This window comes from Paraburkholderia ginsengisoli NBRC 100965 (genome assembly GCF_000739735.1).
GTDB classification, from domain to species: Bacteria; Pseudomonadota; Gammaproteobacteria; order Burkholderiales; family Burkholderiaceae; genus Paraburkholderia; species Paraburkholderia ginsengisoli.
This window is the reverse complement of record NZ_BBJF01000022.1, coordinates 15,490-36,743: the sequence shown is the minus strand read 5'-3', so window position 1 is coordinate 36,743 and position 21,254 is coordinate 15,490. Positions and strand designations below refer to the sequence as shown.

17 protein-coding genes and 1 pseudogene are annotated in these 21,254 nt (G+C 63.8%); 8 read left to right on the top strand and 10 right to left on the bottom strand.

Annotation, left to right across the window (positions count from 1 at the left end; genetic code table 11):
* Nucleotides 1-42 precede the first annotated feature (42 nt).
* Nucleotides 43-1,035, top strand: a complete 993-nt coding sequence (gene pcaQ / locus BGI01S_RS25135) for a pca operon transcription factor PcaQ (protein ID WP_042328886.1) — start codon at nt 43-45, stop codon at nt 1,033-1,035.
* A gap of 314 nt (nt 1,036-1,349) precedes the next feature.
* A complete protein-coding gene (locus tag BGI01S_RS25130) occupies nt 1,350-2,483 on the top strand; it encodes a 4-hydroxyphenylpyruvate dioxygenase family protein (RefSeq protein ID WP_042328884.1) in 1,134 nt (377 codons plus the stop codon).
* Between the two features lie 28 nt (nt 2,484-2,511).
* Here the strand turns inward: BGI01S_RS25130 and BGI01S_RS25125 are convergent, their stop codons facing one another.
* Nucleotides 2,512-3,444, bottom strand: a complete 933-nt coding sequence (locus BGI01S_RS25125) for a LysR substrate-binding domain-containing protein (RefSeq protein ID WP_174447443.1) — start codon at nt 3,442-3,444, stop codon at nt 2,512-2,514.
* A 167-nt stretch (nt 3,445-3,611) separates the two neighbouring features.
* Here BGI01S_RS25125 and BGI01S_RS25120 point away from each other — a divergent pair, with 167 nt between their 5' ends.
* Together BGI01S_RS25120 and BGI01S_RS25115 are read left to right on the top strand one after the other, a co-directional pair.
* Complete coding sequence (locus BGI01S_RS25120) at nt 3,612-4,649, top strand: DUF1338 domain-containing protein (protein ID WP_042328880.1); 1,038 nt, start codon at nt 3,612-3,614, stop codon at nt 4,647-4,649.
* A 60-nt stretch (nt 4,650-4,709) separates the two neighbouring features.
* Nucleotides 4,710-7,709, top strand: coding sequence for an FAD-binding and (Fe-S)-binding domain-containing protein (locus tag BGI01S_RS25115; RefSeq protein WP_042328878.1), 3,000 nt, complete (start codon nt 4,710-4,712; stop codon nt 7,707-7,709).
* Between the two features lie 60 nt (nt 7,710-7,769).
* Here the strand turns inward: BGI01S_RS25115 and BGI01S_RS25110 are convergent, their stop codons facing one another.
* From BGI01S_RS25110 to BGI01S_RS25070, 9 genes are all read right to left on the bottom strand, one after another.
* Entirely contained in the window at nt 7,770-8,402 is a 633-nt protein-coding gene (locus tag BGI01S_RS25110; protein ID WP_042328876.1) for a helix-turn-helix domain-containing protein, read from the bottom strand.
* Nucleotides 8,403-8,671: 269 nt separating this feature from the next.
* Complete coding sequence (locus BGI01S_RS25105; protein WP_042328874.1) at nt 8,672-9,067, bottom strand: RidA family protein; 396 nt, start codon at nt 9,065-9,067, stop codon at nt 8,672-8,674.
* A gap of 45 nt (nt 9,068-9,112) precedes the next feature.
* Complete coding sequence (locus BGI01S_RS25100; RefSeq protein WP_042328872.1) at nt 9,113-9,937, bottom strand: isocitrate lyase/PEP mutase family protein; 825 nt, start codon at nt 9,935-9,937, stop codon at nt 9,113-9,115.
* Nucleotides 9,938-9,980: 43 nt separating this feature from the next.
* Nucleotides 9,981-10,523 carry a carboxymuconolactone decarboxylase family protein gene (locus BGI01S_RS25095; protein ID WP_042328870.1) on the bottom strand — a complete coding sequence of 181 codons (543 nt, stop codon included), beginning with the start codon at nt 10,521-10,523 and terminating at the stop codon, nt 9,981-9,983.
* A gap of 236 nt (nt 10,524-10,759) precedes the next feature.
* On the bottom strand, nt 10,760-11,260 hold the full coding sequence (locus tag BGI01S_RS25090) for a methylated-DNA--[protein]-cysteine S-methyltransferase (protein WP_042328868.1): 501 nt from the start codon (nt 11,258-11,260) through the stop codon (nt 10,760-10,762).
* A gap of 97 nt (nt 11,261-11,357) precedes the next feature.
* The gene (locus BGI01S_RS25085) at nt 11,358-12,260 is read right to left on the bottom strand and encodes an AraC family transcriptional regulator (RefSeq protein WP_042328865.1); all 903 of its coding nucleotides are present in this window, start codon (nt 12,258-12,260) and stop codon (nt 11,358-11,360) included.
* Between the two features lie 400 nt (nt 12,261-12,660).
* Complete coding sequence (locus BGI01S_RS25080; RefSeq protein ID WP_042328863.1) at nt 12,661-12,966, bottom strand: DUF4148 domain-containing protein; 306 nt, start codon at nt 12,964-12,966, stop codon at nt 12,661-12,663.
* Nucleotides 12,967-13,132: 166 nt separating this feature from the next.
* Nucleotides 13,133-14,218 carry an aldose epimerase family protein gene (locus BGI01S_RS25075; protein WP_042329031.1) on the bottom strand — a complete coding sequence of 362 codons (1,086 nt, stop codon included), beginning with the start codon at nt 14,216-14,218 and terminating at the stop codon, nt 13,133-13,135.
* Between the two features lie 32 nt (nt 14,219-14,250).
* Nucleotides 14,251-15,468 (bottom strand): XylR family transcriptional regulator, encoded by a 1,218-nt coding sequence (locus tag BGI01S_RS25070; RefSeq protein ID WP_042328861.1) that lies wholly within the window; start codon nt 15,466-15,468, stop codon nt 14,251-14,253.
* 297 nt (nt 15,469-15,765) lie between these two features.
* Between BGI01S_RS25070 and xylA the strand changes: the two are divergent.
* The 4 genes and pseudogenes from xylA to BGI01S_RS25050 all read left to right on the top strand — a co-directional run bounded on the left by xylA (nt 15,766) and on the right by BGI01S_RS25050 (nt 21,190).
* A pseudogene (xylA, locus tag BGI01S_RS25065) lies at nt 15,766-17,089 on the top strand (xylose isomerase).
* A 221-nt stretch (nt 17,090-17,310) separates the two neighbouring features.
* The gene (gene xylF / locus BGI01S_RS25060) at nt 17,311-18,339 is read left to right on the top strand and encodes a D-xylose ABC transporter substrate-binding protein (RefSeq protein WP_042328860.1); all 1,029 of its coding nucleotides are present in this window, start codon (nt 17,311-17,313) and stop codon (nt 18,337-18,339) included.
* A 95-nt stretch (nt 18,340-18,434) separates the two neighbouring features.
* Nucleotides 18,435-19,994, top strand: a complete 1,560-nt coding sequence (gene xylG, locus BGI01S_RS25055) for a D-xylose ABC transporter ATP-binding protein (RefSeq protein ID WP_042328858.1) — start codon at nt 18,435-18,437, stop codon at nt 19,992-19,994.
* Nucleotides 19,991-21,190, top strand: coding sequence for a sugar ABC transporter permease (locus tag BGI01S_RS25050; RefSeq protein WP_042328856.1), 1,200 nt, complete (start codon nt 19,991-19,993; stop codon nt 21,188-21,190). The genes xylG and BGI01S_RS25050 overlap by 4 nt, the downstream gene beginning before the upstream one ends.
* Nucleotides 21,191-21,254 lie beyond the last annotated feature (64 nt).

Sequence of the window (21,254 nt, the reverse complement as noted above, 5' to 3'; positions counted from 1 at the left end):
ATGCAAAATGACGTTTTCGCCCTTTTCGTATAACCTTCCGTTATGCAACGCAGCCTCGCGGACAGCCGCGTCAAATTCCGTCATCTCCAGTGTTTCCTGGCCGTCGCCCAGTTCGGCAGCGTCCAGCGAGCCGCCGACAGCCTGTCAATCACCCAGCCCGCCGTCTCCAAAACAGTCGCCGAACTCGAAGCGATTCTCGGCGTGAAGCTGTTCGAGCGCGGCCGCCACGGGGCGGTGCCGACCCGCGAGGGCCAGCTCTTCATGCCGCATGCGAGCGCGTGCGTCAGCGCGCTGCGCCAGGGCGTCGACCTGCTGGCGCGTGCGGAAGGCGCGGCGGCGGCCACGCTGGAAATAGGCATTCTGCCTACGGTCGCCGCGGCGCTGATCCCGCCGGTGCTGAAGGGGTTCGCGGCGCTCTGGCCGCGCGTGATCGTGCGTCTTGCGACCGGTGCGAACCCCGAATTGCTCGAGCGGCTGAAAGCGGGCACGATCGAATTTGCGATCGGACGTCTCGCCGATCCCGAGCGGATGGTCGGCCTCAGTTTCGAGCAACTGTTCACCGAGCCGCTGGTCGCGGTGGTGCGGGCGGGGCATCCGCTGGCGCTGGGTCCGGGTTTGCCGGCAATGTCGCTTGAGGATTATCCGGTGGTGCTGCCGCCGTTCGGCACGCTGATCCGGCAATCGGCGGACAGTCTGTTGAGCGCGTGGGGCGTGCAGCCGCTGTCGGCGTTCGTCGAGGTGTTGTCGGTGTCGACGGGGCGCGCGTTGGCGCTTGAGAACGGCGCCGTCTGGTTCGTGCCGCTGAGCGCGGTGGAATACGAGCTGGCGCATGGCATGCTGGTGCGTTTGCCGCTGCCATTCGCGGGCACCGGCGAGCCGGTCGGCTTGATCCGGCGCTCGGACACGCAACCGTCGCCGGTGGGGCGGGCATTTATCGAGGCGGTGCGCGAGGTCGCGCAGCAACGAATGGCAGCGACGGCGGATAAGGCTAAGGTTGCGCCGAAGCGGCGCCGCAGCAGAGTGTCGAAGACTTGAGACGGGCCATCCGCGGGCGTGGGCAGTGCGAGCTGGTACGGGCGGTGACGGCAGTTGCCCCGACGCTCGCGCGGTGCGGCTCGCAGCAAACAGCGCGCCGATCCGCGCCGCCTGCCGCCTATGAACCATCCAGTACAAAATGAAGGTTGCGAACGCCCTGCCACCCGGTGTACAAACACGGTGCAAAAGCCGTCAAGGGGCCGCGTTTGCTGCGGTACACCACGCAGCCGGCGCCGTCCGCGAGTCGTCGGCGGTTTGCACGGAACATCTGAAACACCGGACACCGCGTCGAAAGACTGTACAAGGAGATTGCCATGCCCAGCGACTTGCCCACTCCAGACGCCGCGCTGCGCGCCGTGTCGGCGCCTGAGCACAATCCGCTCGGCACCGCCGGCCTCGAATTCGTGGAGTTCGCCGCGCGCGACCCGCAAGCGCTCGGCGATACCTTCACCAAACTCGGCTTCAAGGCGATCGCGCGTCATATCAGCAAGGACGTCACGCTGTATCGGCAAGGCGAGATGCAATTCCTGATCAACGCCGAGCCCGATTCATTCGCCGCGCGCTACGCTGAAGAGTACGGCGCGGGCATTTGTGCAATCGGCATTCGCGTGGCCGACGCGCAGCGCGCGTTCGATCGCGCGATCGAACTCGGCGCATGGGCGTTTGAAGGCGAGAAGATCGGCGCGGGCGAATTGCTGATTCCGGCGATCCAGGGCATCGGCGATTCGCACATCTACTTCGTCGATCGTTGGCGCGGACGCGGCGGCCAGCGCGGCGGCCTCGGCGACATCTCGATCTTCGACATCGACTTCCGGCCCGTCGAGATCGACACGGCGCACGCCGATCTGAGCCATACGGGCATCGGCCTCGTCGCGGTCGACCATCTGACGCAGACGGTCGGCGAAGGACGGATGCAGGAGTGGCTCGACTTCTATCGCGACCTGCTCAACTTCCGCGAGATTCACGAGTTGCACGCGAACTGGCACGTGTCGGCGGAATCGCGCGTGATGGTGTCGCCGTGCGGCGCGATCCGCGTGCCGCTGTATGAAGAGGGCACGCGCCGAACCAATCTGATGCACGAATATTTGCCGGACCATCCGGGCGAAGGCGTGCAGCACATCGCGCTTGCCACCGACGATATCTTCGCGTGCGTCGAGCGGCTGCTCGCGAACGGCGTCGAATTCGTCGAGCCGCCGCCGCGCTATTACGATCAACTCGACGTACGTCTGCCGGGTCATGGGCTCGATGTCGAGCGGCTCAAGCGCACGCGCGTGCTCGTGGATGGTGAGATCGGCGCCGACGGCGTGCCGCTGCTGTTTTTCCAGACCTTCGTGCGCCGCCGCACCGGCGAGATCTTCTTCGAGATCGTGCAGCGCCAAGGGCACCACGGTTTCGGCGAAGGCAATCTGAGCGCGCTCGCGCAGGCACGCCAGGCCGGCGCTCAATAACCGGCGGCGCGCTTGCGCGAATGCCCGCTCAAACGGTATCCGGCTTGCCCGCCAACTCGGGATAAATCGCGCTGTAGGCCGCGGCTTCCTGTAACAGCCATTCGCGGAAACTCGCGAGCGGCTTGCCGTGACTGAGTTCGGTCGGATAGACGAGGTAGTACGCGGAGTCCGCGACGGCGGGCGTGTCGAGCGGAATCACGAGGCCCAACTGTTCGAGCTGTGTATCGACGAAAAAGCGCGGCACCAGCGCAATGCCGAGACCGGCCGCGGCGGCGCTGATCAACATCGTGTGGAGTTCGTAACGCACGCCCTGCATCGTGCGGTTGTCGTCGACGTCCAGGCTCGCGAACCAGGTTGCCCAGCCGTCCGGCCGCGTGGTGGAATGCAGCAGCGGATAATCCAGCAGATCGGCGGCCTCGCGCACGGGCCGCTTCAGCAGGCTTGCCGCGCACACCGGCACCACTTCCTCGCAGAACAGAAAATCCGCCGACGTACCTGGCCAGGTCGGCTTGCCATAGTGAATCGCCGCTTCGAAATGGGTGTCCGCGAACGGGAACGTGCCGGTGCGCACGCCCATGTTCACCCGCACATCCGGGTACTGTTCGTTGAACGCGGCGAGGCGCGGAATCAGCCATTGCGACGCGAACGTCGGTAGCACCGCGAGTTCCAGGTAACCGCCGCCGCTGCCATGCGCGATGATCGACAGCGTGTCGCGATCAAGTTGTTCCAGCGAGCGCCGCACTTGCGCGCTATACACCTTGCCCGCTTTCGTCAGCACCACGCGCTGTTTGACGCGCACGAACAGCCGCACGCCGAGATTGCTCTCCAGCGTATTGATCTGCCGCGACACCGCGCTCTCGGTCAGAAACAGCTCGCGCGCCGCATGCGTGAAGCTTTCGTGCCGGGCGGCGGCTTCGAAGGCGAGCAGCGCGCCCATGTTGGGGATCTTGAACTTTCGCACGTTGATTCCGAAAACGCATTAAGTGGCGATTTTATCTCGCTTTACGGCGGTGCTGCGGATTTGAATAATCTCGCCTTCAGGATGCCGTGCCGCCTTTTTTGCGCCGGGGCCGCTCGGTCCGTCGGAGCGCACTGGCGAGCGCGCGAAGCGCTACGTGGAGAACCGCTATGCAAAAGATCAAGAATGCGAATGTCGAACAACTGCTGCTGAAACTGCTAGGCGCCGGCAAGACCGCGCGGCTCTTCGCGACGCTGAACCATCCGCGCATTCTCGACGAGTGGGAAAACGGCAGCGTCACCCGTGCGGAACTCGCGCAGGCGATGAACATGGCGCTCTTCGAGGACCTGCTCGCGCGTTCGGCAAACGGCCGCCAGTACACCGAGGAGACGATTGCGGGCGGCGGCAGCGTGTACTTCGATCACGGCGCGTTGCGCACGGTGCGCTGGCCGCACAGCGGCGCGCTGCCGCCAGGCGAAGCGGCGTTCGCGCGCATTCTGCGGCCGCTCGGCTTCAGCATCAACGGCCGCTATCCGCTCGACCGTCTCGGCATGACCGGCCGCGCGTGGGCGCATGACGACGCGCCCGATGAGATCGCGCAGTTCTTCGTCAGCGAACTGCATCCGGAGCGGTTCTCGGCAGCATTTCAACAGGCGGTGACGAACGTGATCGGCGCATCACGCGATCCGCTGACGCCGCGTGCTGCAGGCCAGTTGTGGGAGCTCGAACGCGATGGCGTGCTCCCGCTCGAAGCGGCGCATGAGTTGCTGCCGGTGATCGTCGGCGCCTTCGCGCGCCAACACGAGACACCATGCGAAGCCGATTACGAAGTATTGTTGAAGGAGTCGGCGGAAATGGCGTGGATCGCCACCGAAGGCAACGCGTTCAATCACGCGACCGATCGCGTCGAAGACGTGTTCAAGCTGTCCGACGACGAAAAGGCCAAAGGTCGTCCGATGAAACCGGAAGTCGAGCGTTCGCGTTCGGGCCGCGTGTTTCAGACCGCGTATCGCGCGGACGTCGTGCGGCGCGAATTCCGCACGGCTGACGGCAGCGTCGTGACGCGCGAGGTCCCGGGCTCGTTCTACGAGTTCATCACGCGCAAACGCAGTTTCGATCAGGACGCGCGACGCTGGGAAACGGACCTGCGTTTCGACGCGGGCAATGCACAGGGTATCTTCAAGATGACCGCGAGCCAGGCAGCCTGAACGCAAACGCAGCGTGTGCGGACGCGTTGAGGGCTTGCAGCATCGGAAACGAGGGGCGCAGTGGGAACGTCATTGGATGAAGAGCAGCGCGTGAAGGCGTTGGACGCGCACGGGCCGCAATTGTCGAGCGAGCGGCGCGTCGCCAGAGCTTTCACGGGCACCGCCGCTGTGATGCAGGCGCTCGAAAGCGACCTGCGCCGGCACGTGCGCGGCGAAGTGCGGTTTGATCAGGGATCCAAAGCATTGTATGCGTCGGACGCGTCGAACTACCGGCAGATTCCGCTCGCCGTCGTCGTGCCCGCGGATGTCGACGATCTGCTCGCCACGCTCGCCGCGTGCCGCCGCAACGACGTGCCGTTTCTCGCACGCGGCGGCGGCACTTCGCAGAACGGCCAATGCGTGAACGTCGCGGTCGTGGCCGACGCGAGCAAGTACGTGAACCGCGTCGTGTCGGTCGATCCTGTCGCGCGCGTGGCGATCGTCGAACCGGGCGTGGTGTGCGATACGTTGCGCGATGCCGCCGAACAGCACGGCCTCACGTTCGCGCCCGATCCGGCGACGCACAGCCGCTGCACGCTCGGCGGCATGATCGCCAACAACTCGTGCGGCGCGCATTCGGTAATGGCCGGCAAGACCGTCGAGAACGTCGAGGCGCTGGAAATCGCGACCTTCGACGGCGCGCGCTTCTGGGTCGGTCCCACCTCCGACGACGAACTCGAACGCATCATCGCGGCCGGTGGCCGTCAGGGCGAAATCTACGCCGCGCTCAAGCGTTTGCGCGATACCTACGCCGAGCAGATTCGCGCGAAATTCCCGCAGATCAAACGGCGCGTGTCGGGCTTCAATCTCGATCAACTGCTGCCGGAAAACGGCTTTAACGTTGCGCGTGCGCTGGTCGGCACCGAGGGCACGTGCGCGGTGACGTTGCAGGCGAAAGTGCGGCTCGTGAAGAGTCCGGCGAAGCGCGTGATCGTCGTGGTCGGGTTCAGCGACATCTACACGGCGGCGGATGCCGTGCCGCATTTCATGCGCTGCGGGCCGATCGCGATCGAAGGACTCGACCGCGCGATCATTCGCGGGCTGCAGGCGCGCGGCTTGAAGAAGGACGAGATCGCATTGCTGCCGCCTGGCGACGCGTGGGTGGTGCTCGAATTCGGCGCGGACACGCAGGACATGGTGCTGCGCGACGCGCAGGCGGCGGCCGCGTATTTCGCGTCGGGTGACGCGGGGCCGAACGTGTCGGCGCTGCTGGTGGAAGATCGCGCGTTGCAGGCGAAGGTGTGGTCGATCCGCGAGACGGGTGCGTCGGCGGTGGCACTGTCGATCGATTCGAATACGCCGGATCCGGTGGTCGGCTGGGAAGATGCGGCGGTCGATCCGCTGCGCCTCGGCGACTATCTGCGCGCGTTCCAGGCGCTGGTGGATCGCTATGGCTACGAGACGAGTCTCTACGGCCATTTCGGCGACGGCTGCGTGCACGCGCGCATCACCTTCGATCTGCGCAGCGCGCAAGGCGTGTCGACGTGGCGCGAGTTTCTGCGCGAGGCGGCGGAACTGGTGGTCCAATTCGGCGGCTCGTTGTCGGGCGAACACGGCGACGGCCAGGCCAAGGCCGAGTTTCTGCCGATCATGTACGGCCCCGAACTGATGCAGGCGATGGAGCAGTTCAAGGCGATCTGGGACCCGGCCAACCGCTTGAACCCCGGCAAGGTGGTGCATGCGTATCGCGCCGACGAGAACCTGCGGATGGGACCGGCCTACAAGCCGGTGATGTTGCAAACGAAGCTCGCGTTCGCGAGCCCGGAAGGCGACGGCTTCCGGCGCGAGATCGAGCGATGCATCGGCATGGGCAAGTGCCGCTCGCTCGACGGCGGCACGATGTGCCCGAGTTATCGCGCGACGCGCGAGGAGAAGTATTCGACGCGCGGCCGTGCGCATCTGTTCTGGGAAATGCTGCAAGGCGACGTGATCGCCGACGGCTGGCAAAGTCGCGAAGTGAAAGAAGCGCTCGATACGTGCCTCGCTTGCAAGGGCTGCAAATCGGATTGCCCCACGCATACGGACATGGCGTCGTACAAAGCGGAATTTCTTTCGCATTACTACGAAAAAAATCGCCGGCCGCGTCAGGCGCTGTTCATGGGGCGGATCGGCGAATGGGCACCGTGGGCGGCGCGCCTGCCGCGCCTGACGAACTTCGTGACGACGGCGCCTGGGCTCGGCGCGCTCGGCAAGTGGATTGCGGGCGTCGCGCAAGCACGCGCATTGCCGAAGTTCGCCGAGTCCACTTACAGACAGATTGCGCGGCGCTCGCCGCAAGCAGAGCAAGCGGCGCGCGGCGAGACGAAGCAAGTCATCCTGTGGGTAGATACGTTCAACGATCACTTCACGCCCGAAATCGCGCAGGCCGCCGCCGATGTGCTCACGCAACTAGGCTGGCACGTCGTGTTGCCGAAGAACCGTTTGTGCTGCGGACGCCCGCTGTACGACTTCGGTCTGCTCGAACGCGCGCGTGAACTGCTCACGCACATTCTCGATGACCTCGCCGACGATATCGCGGCCGGTGTGCCGCTCGTCGGTCTCGAACCGGGGTGTCTGTCGGTGTTCAAGGACGAACTGCTGAGGCAACTGCCCGGTCACGCGTTGGCGAAAAAACTATCGGCGCAAACTTTTCTGTTCTCCGATTTCGTCGCGCGTCAGCCGTTCGAGTGGCCAACGCTGGCCGCCGACGTGATCGTTCACGGGCACTGTCATCAGAAGGCGCTGTTCGGCATGCAAGGCGATACCGCGCTGCTGAACAAGCTCGGCGTAAAGTGGAAGCTGCTCGACACAGGATGCTGCGGGATGGCGGGATCGTTCGGCTTCAACGCGGAGCATCATGCGTTGTCAGAGAAGATCGGCGAGGACACGCTGTTTCCTGCGGTGCGTGCAGCGACCGCCGCGAATCACGAGACGATCGTGCTGACCAACGGTTTCAGTTGCCGCGAGCAGATCGAACAGGGAACGGGGCGTCACGCGTTGCATATCGCGCAACTCGCGCAGCGGGCATTGGCGGCGCGATAGGCTCGCACCGAAAGCGCCGCGCATGTGAACGCGCATCCACGCGACGCCCGCACACCCGCGTTATTTCTTCGTCGATTCGATCGTGACCGGTGTCTGCGGAATGTCCGCGCTGGTCGCCATCCACAATACTTCGGCGTCTTCTTCGCTGGTGGAGACCGCGGCGTGGCCGGTGCGGCTGTCGAAGTACAGGCTGTCGCCGGCGTTCAGATGCGTCGGCGCGTACAGCTCCGAATAGAGGCACACGCTGCCGCTGATCACGTACAGGAATTCTTCGCCTTCGTGGCGGCCCCAGTCGTCGAACGCGTCGAGTGTGTGCGCGGAGATGCGGATGCGAAACGGCAGCATCGCTTTGTGAGCGAGGTCGGTGGCGAGCAGCTCCATCTGATAGCCGCGATACGCGTGGCGCTGGCCTTCGTTTTTGCGGGTCAGCGCGCGGCGGCCGCTTGCGCTCACCTTCGGCGTCGAGCCGAACAGTTCGCCGATTTCGATCTTCAGGCCAAGGACGATTTTTTGCAGCACGTCGAAAGTGGGGGACATCAGGCCGTTTTCGACTTTGGAGAGCGTCGAGCGGGATACGCCGCACAGGCGGCTCGCGGTCTCCAGCGTCAGGTCCTGCGCCTGACGAGCGGCGCGCACGCGCCGGCCGAGGTCGGTGGTTGACGGGTCGGCGGGTTTGCTGAGATGGGTGTCCATGGGGTTGCTGCTTCTTCGAGTACGCGCTTTACGATGGCGGGTTGTGTTTCCGATAATAACATTTGGCGCGGCGCGCAAATTTGAAGGGAGCAGATGGCCTGGGGCGGCCGCATTCTAACCGGCCGGCGGCGGGCTCGCGCATGGCCTCGGCTGCGCAAGGTCCGGGAAGGCGTGGAGCATTGCGAATGTCCACGCGCTTTTCTCATCGGAAACCTGGGGGCTTTGCCACACACGGCGCATGCGTGTGCGTTGCTCTGTCCTCGGGGCTGCTATTTAACGGCCGCCACGCAATCGATCTCGATGTCGAAATGACCCGGCCACGCGGGCACGTTCACAAAAATCCGCGCTGGTGGATCGACCGGAAAGTAGCGTTTGTAGACAGCGTTGACGGCCGCGAACTTCTCGACCGACGTGCAGTAGACGTTGCACTTCAGCACATGCTCCAGCGATGAACCGGCCGTCTCCAGACAGAGCTTCATCTGCTCGAGAACGAGTTCGGTCTGACGCTCGATCGGTGCGTCGATCACTTCGCCGGTGGCAGGATCGAACGGCGGAAAGCCCGACACGTACACCGTGTCGCCGTGGCGCGTCACCGCGGAAGTGGGCGCTTTCCAGTTATCGAGGTAGGTCGACAAAGGTTCGACGCGAATGATTTCACGAGCCATGTTTATCCCCATCTGAAGAAATGAGCGCAGTGCGATTGCCGGGTGTCATGCGCGGTCCTTGAAAAGGTCGTTGAGTTGCGAGCCGGGCGCCGCGCCTTCGAAGCCGTCGAAGCGGCCATCGGCCAGCGCTTGCGCGGCATGCATGAAGCCGCCCCACGCGGCGCGCGCCAACGCACCGCCGACGCTGATGCGCCGCACGCCGAGCGCGGCCACCTCTTGCAGCGTGAAACTCGACGTCGAGCCGATCAGCAGGTTGACGGGCTTCGGCGCGACGGCGGCGACCACCGCCTCGATCTGCTCGCGCGTCTGAATGCCCGGCGCGTACAGGCAATCGGCGCCGGCTTCGGCGTAGGCCTTCAGACGCGCAATCGCATCGTCGAGATCGGGCTTGCCGGCGAAGAAGTTCTCCGCCCGGCCGATCAGCAACGTATCGCCACCCGTTTCGTCGATCGCCCGGCGCGCCGCGCTGAGTCGCTGAACGGCGACGTCGATCGGGAACAGCGGGGCGGCGGGATCGCCGGTGGAGTCTTCGATCGACAGGCCCGCGACGCCCGTCTCGACCGCCAGCTTGACGCTTTCGGCGACGCCCGCCGGATCGCGGCCGAAGCCGTTCTCGAAGTCCGCGTTGACCGGCAGGTCGGTCGCTTCGACGATCTCGCGCAGGTGCGCGAGGATCGCAGCGCGCGGCAACGTGTTGTCGGCGTGCCCGGTGGACCACGCTAAACCGGAACTCGTGGTGGCGACCGCCTTGAAGCCGAGGGTCTGCAGATAGCGGGCGCTACCCGCATCCCAAGGATTGGGCAGCACGAAACAACCGGACGTATGCAGGGCACGGAAGGCGGCGCGTTTCTCGGCGATGGTGCGGGACATGGTGTGTCTCCTGGAATGAGGGGAGTCGAAGCTCCCGTGTGGGTCAGGCAACTTCGGAATCGACCACGGGGAAGTCTATTTCCGTATCGAACGTATTGTTGATGAAATTCGTCAACATGTACTGTGCGCTCAACGCGATGATCTCGACGATGTTCGCATCGCTGAACCCTGCCGCGCGCACTGTCCGCAGATCGTCTTCGGACACCTTGCCGCGCGTTTGCATCAGTGTTCTGGCAAACGCCACGGCGGCCGCGGTGCGCGGATTGTCGGCGTGTCCGAGCCGGTTGCGGCGTATTTCGTCGTCCGCAATATTCGCCATATTGCCAGCGACGTAGGTGTGAGCGGACAAACAATACTGGCAGCCGTTGACCTGCGAGACCGCGAGCGCGATGCCGTCGCGGATCTTCACGTCGAACGTCTTCATCAACGCGCCTTGCAGGCCGGCCCAGCCGTTCAACGCGTTCGGGCTTAGCGCCATGATACGAAACAGGTTCGGCGTCATCTTCAGTTGCCGGGTGACGGCGTCGAGTACCGGCCGCGAGGCTTCGGGCGTCTGGTCGATTGCGGGTAGGACGATGCGTGACATGGTGGGCTTCCTGATCGATTGAGAGAATGAATTCGGCTTGTTCGCATGCGGCGTTGACGCTGCTGCATGACAATGAAGTCTAGGTCTGGAGCCTTTGCACGGGGTCCGTCAAATGATCCGGAAAGTCCGGCTGCGAGTTTCGGAAGCCCAAAGAAAAACCGGCGCCTTGTGTCGACCTGAAGCGGTCGATACAAGGCGCCGGTGGGCGTGTGTAGAGAAGCAGTACTGTGGTGAGGCTATGCCCCGCGCCGACGACGTGCGCTGCCTTCGATCTCCATGAGCGCGGCTTTTCTATGCAGTCCGCCCGCAAAACCAGTGAGGTCGCCGGAAGAACCGATCACGCGATGACAGGGCGCGACGATGGAAAGCGGATTGCGCCCGTTCGCCGCGCCGACCGCGCGAGTGGCGCGGCTATTGCCGATTTGCGTCGCGATATCGCGGTAGCTGCGCGTTTCTCCGAAGGGAATGGTGAGCAACGCATTCCAGACTTTCTTCTGGAATGCCGTGCCGACGAACTCCGTATCGAGTTCGAAGCGCGTGCGCGTACCGCGAAAGTACTCGTCCAGTTGACGTGCTGCTTCCATGAGCACGGGATTGTCGTCGGCCTCGCGCATCTCGCCGAGTCTGACACGATTGGGCCGGTCGTTCTCCCACAGAACCGCGACCAGCTTGCCATCCGACGCGACCAGTTTGAGCTCGCCTACCGGCGACGCGATCACCTTGAACTCGTAAGCCATCCTGCACCTCCTTGCGGGTTGATCCGGTACAGGAAGAATAGGCGGGGCAACTTTGCAGAGGGTCCGCCGGAGAGTGCGGATCGTCCGACTTTGCTAGTCAGGCGGCCGGGGTGTCGGTACGGTAATCGGCGGGGCTCGTGCCGTACACGTCGCGAAACGCCCGCACGAAGGTGCCGCGGCTGGCATAGCCCGCGTTGCGGGCCACCTGGTCGAGCGTCACGTCGCCGGTACGCAACTGCGCAGCCGCCTGCCGCATGCGAATGTCGCGCAACACCTGCATCGGCGACTCGCCGAGCGCGTCGGAGAAGCGCGCCATGAACGCGGAGCGGCTCAGGAACGCAGTCGCGGCGAGACTTGCGACCGTATGCGGCGCGGCCGGGCGCGCCACCATCTCGGCGAAGGCGCGCGCAATCTGCGGATCGCCGAGCAGCGCGAAGCGCTCCATCCACAGCGCGTTGGATTTCAACGAGCGCCGCACGAGGGCCACGATGACCTGCTTCAGCAACGCGCCGGACATCGCGCCCGCGCCGACTTCCTGTGCAGCCAATTCGTCGAATGCCGAGCGCAGGTACACGTCGAGGCGGTCCGCTGCATCGAAACATTCGACGATCGGTGTCGACAGCGTCTGGAACAGATCGATCGACGCGCCGTAGGTCGCGCGAAAGTACCCACAGATCATCATGGTCATCGGCTCCTCGTTGCCCGCGCGAAAGCGGCTGACGGAGTCGACCACCTTCTTGTGCTCGCGTCCGAGGACGGTGGTCGGCGCAATGCCCGCGTGATGGCTGGGCACCTCGAGTCGCAGAGGATGACGCGGCGGCACGATCAACAACGTGTGCGGCGTGAGTTCGACCGGCTCGGCGCCTTCGATATGCAGTCTGCCGGTGCCGGAAAGAATGTAATGAATACCCGGCGCCGCGTTGCCGTCGAGTTCGAGAATGAAGCCCGGGCTGACCAGGCATTCGGACAGGCCGAGGACCTGGATTTCGAGCAGTGTCATCAGCTCGTTGAGGTCTTTGGGAGCGATGCGAGGGGCGTTGGATGTGGGCACTGGGTGCGTACCTGGGTTGAATCCGTGCTCGGGACAGGGGCCGCGCGCTAGCTGACTTGCGCTCATGTTCACGCGCATTCTCTCACTTCCTTTCGACGTGATGAAGCGCCACGCGCCGGCAAGGAATCTTGCCGGGCATGCGCGGCAGAGCTTATTGAAGAAGCGGGATAGACGATGGATTTAACGCAGGAGTGAGGCGATTTCGTGGCGGGGGTACTTGGAGAGCGATAGCCGGGGACGGTGCGTCTGCACTTCATCCCGACGCAATGGCAAGCAGGGAAAAACAAAAGCGAGTCATGCCCCAACCAGCACGACCCGCTTCACACCAACCGCAAAACCGATGCGCGAATCACTGCGCCGGACTCGCACCACCCGCATTCCCACCCGCTTGCGACGACCCCGTCGCTGTCGGCCCATAGCCGGTCGTATCGGCCTGAGCCGTCGCATTCTGCGCGGCGACGCGCGCTTCGGCCGCCTGAATGTCGGCGGGATAACTGGAGTCGGTGGATTTGCCCGGCTGGTATCCCGCCTGCTCGATCTGCTTCAACTGCGCCTGGACCTCCGCACGCGTGAGCGGCTGCTCGGACTGCGCGAACGATGCCACCGGCGCAGCAAGAACGACCACTAACGCCACTGCCTTGACTAGCGATTTCATGATGCTTCCCTCCGGGATTGTCTATAGGGCACCGCGATCTTCGGCACCATTGACGGAGTCTAGGAAGCAAGCGCTCCAAGGGAAACCACCAGGACGTTAATTCAGTATTGCAGCATTCAGTAAGTCGGCGCGATGTAATGTCCCGCGTAAGAGGCGCGAAAACTCGTCAAACCCCTTTGCGAACATCGACCCGATACGCGGTCACTTGACGGTACGTGTCGCCGGGTCGCACGATCACGTCGTCCTGCCCCGCCATATTGACCTGATTCGGAAAGCCGCCTGCTTCGAGGCATAGGCCCGCATACCGTTGATACCTGACACCGCCGCGTCCTGAGTCGCCATTCAGAAAGTTGCCGGTATAGAACTGTAAGCCGCGCTGATCGGTCGACACCGTCAATTCGCGTCCGCTGCCGGGGTCGTACGCGCAGGCCACCTGACGCAGCGGCGACGCGCCCTCGCTCTCATCCGCGCCGGACGCATCGCGCAGCATGTAGCAGTGATCGAAGCCGCCGGCCTTCGCCAGTTGCGAGTGGGGCCAGTCCAGACGCGCGCCGATCGGTGCACTTTGCCTGAAGTCGAACGCGTTGCCCGCGACCTCGGCGAGATTGCACGGAATCATCGCGGTGTCGACTTCGAAGAACTGCTCGGCATCGATCGACAACACATGACCGCGAATGTCCGTTCCCGGCCGCCCGGTCAGATTGAAGTACGGATGACTCGTGAGATTGAGGGGCGTCGCCGCGTCGGTGATCGCCTCGTACTCGATGGTCAACGTGCCGTCGTCGTCGAGCGAATAGCGCACTTGCGTGGTGACGTTGCCCGGAAAACCGGCATCGCCTTCGGGCGACTCCAGCCGCATCAGCAACGCGCCATTGTCTTCGCTCACGTCCCACAGCGTGCGATGAAAACCCACGCTGCCGCCATGCAGCAGGTTCGCGCCTTCGTTGCGATCGAGCGTGTACTCGATACCGTCGAGCGTGAAGCGCGCATCGGCGATGCGGTTCGCCCAGCGGCCAATCAGACCGCCCATGTAAGTGGTGGCCGCCACGTATTCGGCGGGCGTGTCGTGGCCGAGCAGGATATCGCCGAGGCGTCCGGCGCGATCCGGCGCGTGCCACGAGACCAGCGTCGCGCCGAGGTCGCTGATGGCGACTTTCATACCGTGCGCGTTGCGCAGCGTATAGAGCCGTACCCGATCGCCGCCATGCAGTGCGCCCCACGGCTCGGAAGAAAGTTGTGCGATGCTGATCATGTCGTCGGTGGAAGAAAAGGGAAAAGGCATGTTCAGCCGGGCGCGGCCGTCGAATTCGCGCGCTCCTGGTATTCGCGCGGCGTGCAGCCGAGCTCACGACGAAATACCGCATACATGTATTGCAGCGAAGTAAAGCCGCAACGAATCGCCACTTCCGCGCTCGACGCATCGCGTTTGACGAGCAGCGCCTTCGCGACGTCGAGCTTATGGCGCAAGATTTCCTGATGCACGGTGCACTTGCGTTCGCGCCGGAAGTACTCTTCGAGCGATGAACGCGACACGCCTACATAGTCGGCCACCTGTTCGGTGCGAATGCCCTGGCACGCGTACTGGCGAATGAAGTGCCGCGCGCGCATCACATACGGACTCGCGAGCGGTTGATGCCGCGTCGACTCGAGCACGTTGATGCCGACCGGCGGCACGAGAATGCGCCGCCCCGGAAAACGCGCGCCGTGCAGCATCTGATGCAAAAGGTGCGCGGCGGTGCGGCCCATTTCTTCGGTGCCCTGAATCACCGACGAAAGCGGAATACGCGTCAACGTGCGCGTGAGCGGATCGTTGTCGATGCCGATGATCGCCACTTCCTCCGGCACCGGAATGCCGGCGATCAGACACGCTTGCAGCAGATGCCGCGCACGCGCATCGGTCACGGCGATGATGCCGACCGGCTTCGGCAATTGCCGAAGCCACGCGGTGAGTTGCTCGGTGGCCTGGTTCCATGAAGGCGCGCTGGTCGACAGGCCGCGATAGACCTCGCTGTCGATCTGCGCGGCGCTGCGTCCGTCGGCCTGACGCAAATGCGCGAACGCGAGTTCACGCTGTTGCGCCCAGCGGTTCTCCTGCGCTTGCGGCAGGCTGTACAACGCGAAGTGTTCAAGGCCCGAGCCGATCAGATGCGTATAGGCGAGCGACACCAGCTTGCTGTTGTCGGTCGCGATATAGGGTAAATCCGGAGGGTAGTGCGCCGGATCTTCGAACGACGAACCGACGGCGACCACCGGCAACGCACAATCACGCAGCGCTTCGCCAACAGCGGGGTCGTCGAAATCGGCGATGATGCCGTCGCCGTCGAAACGCTCGATGCCCGTCAGCCGGCAGCGAAAATCTTCTTCGAGGAAAAGATCCCATGCGACCCGCGTCGACAGCAGGTAATTGCCGATACCGGTGATGATCTCGCGGTCGTAGACCTTGTTCGCGTTGAACAGCAGCGCGATCCGATGGGTCGTCTGTGGTGTTGGCGGACGTGGCATGGCGGTGAGCGGCGCGGCGGATCGCTGAATCCGGCGTGCCTTTGTCTCCAGTTTGGCGGGCGTTTTAATGTGCACTTCAGTTTGCAATCAAGGCCGCGCCGTTTTTAAGCGTCCGGTTATTCTAGGCTGCGAATCGCGCGCCGGTGCGAAACAAACGTGCGGACGGTAAGAAACATCAAGCGAGCTGCGCAATTTCGCAATTGCCGATGCCTCGCGCACGCGGCAGCATGGCGTCACCCTGGTCGACCGGCATCGCGGCGGCAAGGGTTGCGGTGCAACATAAAACTGGAGACGCCGATGTCTTACTTCGAACACATCCCTGAGATCCGCTATGAAGGCCCGCAATCGGATAATCCGCTCGCGTACCGCCATTACGACAAAAGCAAACGGGTACTCGGCAAGACGCTCGAAGAACATCTGCGTATCGCGGTGTGCTACTGGCATACCTTCGTCTGGCCGGGCGTCGACATTTTCGGGCAGGGCACCTTCAGGCGTCCGTGGCAGCAACCCGGCGACGCGATGGAGCGCGCGCTGCAAAAAGCCGATGCCGCGTTCGAGTTCTTCACGAAGCTGGGCACGCCGTACTACACGTTTCACGATACCGACGTTGCGCCCGAAGGCGCGAGCCTGAAGGAATACAGCGAGAACTTCCTGCGCGTCACCGACTATCTGGCGCGCAAGCAGCAGGACAGCGGCATCAAACTGCTGTGGGGCACGGCCAATCTGTTCTCGCATCCACGTTACGCGGCGGGCGCGGCGACGAGTCCCCATCCGGAGATCTTCGCGTTTGCCGCGACCCAGGTGCGCCACGCGCTCGATGCGACGCAACGGCTCGGTGGAGAAAACTACGTGCTGTGGGGCGGCCGCGAGGGCTACGACACACTGCTCAACACCGACCTCGTGCGGGAGCGCGAACAGCTCGCGCGCTTCCTGCGCATGGTGGTCGATCATGCTCAGAAGATCGGCTTCAAGGGCTCGCTGCTGATCGAGCCGAAGCCGCAGGAGCCGACCAAGCATCAATACGACTACGACGTCGCGACCGTGCACGGCTTCCTGCTGCAATACGGTTTGGAGAAAGACATTCGCGTGAACATCGAGGCCAATCACGCGACGCTCGCGGGCCACTCGTTTCATCACGAGATCGCGACGGCGTATGCGCTCGGTATCTTCGGCAGCGTCGACGCGAATCGCGGCGATCCGCAAAACGGCTGGGATACCGACCAGTTTCCGAATAGCGTCGAAGAACTGACGCTCGCGTTCTATGAGATCCTGCGGCACGGCGGCTTCACGACCGGCGGCATGAACTTCGATTCGAAAGTGCGGCGCCAGAGCGTCGATCCGGAAGATCTGTTCCACGGCCACATCGGCGCGATCGACAACCTCGCGCTCGCCGTCGAGCGCGCGGCCGTACTGATCGAAAACGAGCGCCTCGAACAGTTCAAGCGTCGCCGGCTACGTGGGCTGGGACGCGGAGTTCGGCCGCAAGATTCTCTCGGGCGATCATTCGCTGGCGACGCTGGCCGCCGAGGCGCTGGCGCGAGACCTCAATCCGCAACATGCGAGCGGTCAGCAGGAACGCATGGAGAACATCGTGAATCAGGCGATTTACAGCGGACGCTGAAAAAGTATCAAAGTGTGAGCCATCGAAGCAGAGACGTTTCATAAAAATCGCGCGGCCACGTCGACCGCGTGCAACAGGAAGCTTTGGGTTGTCGCTTATCCGGTCTTGTCGCTCGCAGCGCAAGCCGACGAATCCGGTATTCCGGGTAATACAACGAACCATTTTTCATGGCACCGGAGTAAGTGCTGAAGCACTCACCTCGGTCGACATAGGAGACAGTCATGCAATTCAAAACGCGTCGTAATGTACTGAGTTCGCTCGTGTGTGGAGCGGTGCTCGCCAGCCTGTCGCTCGCCGCGCCGCTCGCGCATGCCAGCAAGGATCATCCGGAAATCGGCTTCTGTATCGACGATCTGCGCGTCGAACGCTGGTCGCGCGATCGCGATTATTTCGTCGCCGCAGCGGAAAAGCTCGGTGCGAAAGTCTCGGTGCAATCGGCTGACGCCAGCGAGGCCCGGCAAATTTCGCAGATCGAAAACCTGATCTCGCGCGGCGTCGATGTGATCGTGATCGTGCCGTTCAATTCGAAGACGCTCGGCAACGTGGTCGCCGAAGCGCGCAAAGCGGGCATCAAGGTGGTGTCGTACGACCGCCTGATTCTCGATGCCGATATCGATGCCTACATCTCGTTCGACAACGAGAAGGTCGGCGAGATGCAGGCCCAGGGCGTCTATGACGTGCGGCCGAAGGGCAACTACTTCCTGCTCGGCGGTGCGCCGACCGACAACAACGCGAAGATGCTGCGCGAAGGCCAGCTCAAGGTGCTCAAGCCCGCCATCGACAAGGGCGACATCAAGGTGGTCGGCCAGCAGTGGGTGCCGGAGTGGAGCGCCTCGACGGCGCTGCGCATCATGGAGGACGCGCTGACGGCGAACAACAACAAGATCGACGCAGTGGTCGCGTCGAATGACGGCACCGCCGGCGGCGCGATCCAGGCGCTGGCCGCGCAGAACCTCGCGGGCAAGGTACCGATCTCCGGCCAGGATGCCGACCTCGCCGCCATCAAGCGCGTGGTGGCCGGCACGCAGACCATGACGGTCTACAAGCCGCTCAAGCTGATCGCGGGCGAAGCCGCGAAGCTGTCGGTGGCGCTGGCGAAGGGCGACAAGCCGGCGTTCAATGCGCAATACGACAACGGCAAGAAGAAGGTCGACACAGTGCTGCTGCAGCCGACCAAGCTGACGAAGGCCAATGTCAACCTCGTCGTGACGGATGGCTTCTACACGCAGGCGCAGCTCGCGAGCCAATAAGAAGGAAGACGGGTTCGGTGTGAGTCCCACGCGTTCCGGGCATGATGCCCGGGCGCGTGATCGACCACCGGCCCACTTGCAGCGAGGCATAGCGAATGACGCAACCACTACTGACGATGCGCGGCATCGTCAAGTCGTTTTCAGGCGTGAAGGCACTCGACGGCATCGACCTGACGGTCTCGCCGGGCGAGTGCGTCGGTTTGTGCGGCGAGAACGGCGCCGGCAAATCGACACTGATGAAAGTGCTCTCTGGCGTGTATCCGCACGGTACCTGGGACGGCGAAATAACCTGGGGAGGCGCGCCGCTGAAAGCGACCGGCGTGCGCGACACCGAACGCGCCGGCATCATCATCATTCACCAGGAGTTGATGCTGGTGCCGGAGTTGTCGGTGGCGGAGAACATCTTTCTCGGCAACGAGATCACGCTGCCCGGCGGCCGCATGAACTACGCCGCGATGTACCAGCGCGCCGACGAACTGCTGCGCGACCTCGGTATCAGCGGCATCAACGCCGCGCAGCCGGTGATGAATTACGGCGGCGGCCATCAGCAGTTGATCGAGATCGCCAAGGCGCTGAACAAGCGCGCGAAGCTGCTGATTCTCGATGAGCCGTCGTCGTCGCTGACCTCGTCGGAAATCAGCATTCTGCTCGACATCGTGCGCGATCTGAAAAAGCGCGGCATTGCCTGCGTGTACATCTCGCACAAGCTCGACGAAGTGGCGGCGGTATGCGACACGATCAGCGTGATCCGCGACGGCCGCCATGTGGCCACCGAGCCGATGCACGCGCTCACCACCGACCGCATCATCTCGCTGATGGTGGGTCGCGAGATCAAGAACCTGTTTCCGCGCGAGCCGCATCCGATCGGCGACGTGATCTTCGAAGCGCGCAACGTCACCTGTTTCGATGTCACCAATCCACGCCGCAAACGCGTGAACGACGTGTCGTTCGCGCTGCGGCGCGGCGAGATTCTCGGCGTGGCGGGGCTGGTGGGCGCGGGCCGTACGGAACTGATGCAGGCAATCTTCGGAGCGTATCCCGGCGTGAGCGAGGCGAGCGTGCTGATGGACGGCAAGCCGCTGAAAATCCGCGCGCCCGACGACGCGATTCGCGCCGGCATCGCGATGGTGCCGGAGGATCGCAAGCGCCACGGCATCGTGCCGGGGCTGAGCGTCGGCCACAACATCACGCTCGCGGTGCTGGGGCGTTTCGCCTCCGGTGGACGGATCGACTCCGCCGCCGAACTCGACACGATTCACACCGAGATGAAGCGGCTCTCGGTGCGCGCCGCGCATCCTATGCTGTCGATCGCGAGTCTGTCGGGCGGCAATCAGCAGAAGGCCGTGCTCACCCGGATGCTGCTGACCGAGCCGAAGGTGCTGATCCTCGACGAACCGACGCGCGGCGTCGACGTCGGTGCGAAATACGAAATCTACAAGCTGATCTTTCAACTGGCGCAACGCGGCATGTCGATCGTGATGGTGTCGTCCGAAATGCCAGAGGTGCTCGGCATCAGCGATCGCGTGCTGGTGATCGGCGAAGGCGAATTGCGCGGCGACTTCATCAACGACGGCCTCACCCAGGAGGACGTCCTCAGTGCCGCGATCCGTCCCGTGCAGCGATTAACGAACCCTACCGCAGCGAGTGCAGCATGACGCCTGACGTTACTTCCCAACGCGCCGACAACCCCGCGCCGCGAGGCGCCTTCGGCGGTCCGCAGCGCATTCAGCAACTGTTCGCGCGCTACAAGATTCTCGCGTTGCTGATCGCGGTGGCCGTGATCTGGATTTTCTTCTCAACGCTCACGCATGGCGCGTTCGTCACGCCGCGCAATCTGTCGAACCTGCTGCGGCAGATGTCGATCACCGGCATGCTCGCGTGCGGGATGGTGTTCGTGATCATCGCCGGCGAGATCGATCTGTCGGTCGGCTCGCTGCTTGGCTTGCTCGGCGGCGTCGCGGCGATTCTCGACGTCAACCGGCACTGGCCGATTGCCGTCACGTTGCCGGTGGTGATGCTGCTCGGCGTGCTGGTCGGCATGTTCAACGGCTGGTGGTCGACCTACCGGCGCGTGCCTTCGTTTATCGTCGGGCTCGGCGGCATGCTCGCGTATCGCGGCATTCTGCTCGGCGTAACCGGCGGCTCGACGATCGCCCCGGTGTCGGACGGCTTCGTGTTCGTCGGCCAGGGTTACCTGCCGCGGCTCGCAGGCGACTCGCTCGCAGTCGTGCTGTTCGTGCTGCTCGCATTCCTGACGATTCGCCAGCGCGCCAATCGCCAACGCTATCAATTGCGAGTCGTGCCGATCTGGCAGGACGTCGTCAAGGTGGTCGGCGCGGGCGCGATTCTGGCCGGCTTCGTCGCCACGCTGGATCGCTACGGCGGCATTCCGGTGCCGGTTCTGCTGCTGCTCGCGCTGCTCGGCGTGTTCACCTGGATCGCGACGCAGACCGTGTTCGGCCGACGCATCTACGCGGTCGGTTCGAATCTCGAAGCGACGCGTCTCTCGGGCGTCAACACGAACCGCGTGAAACTCGCGATCTTCGCGCTGATGGGCTTGATGTGCGCGTTCGCGGGGATCGTCAACACCGCGCGGCTCGCGGCCGGCTCACCGTCGGCGGGCTCGATGGGCGAACTCGACGCGATCGCCGCGTGCTTCATCGGCGGTACGTCGATGCGCGGCGGCTCCGGCACGGTGTACGGCGCTTTGATCGGCGCACTGGTGATGGCGAGTCTCGACAACGGCATGTCGATGCTCGACGTCGACGCGTACTGGCAGATGATCGTGAAGGGCGGCATTCTCGTGCTGGCGGTGTGGATCGACGTCGTGTCGGGTTCGAACCGGCGCTGAACGAGTCGAAGTCGAAGTGCACGCAGGGTGCGCCGGCGTCAGGTTGGCGCACCGCATGCTCCAT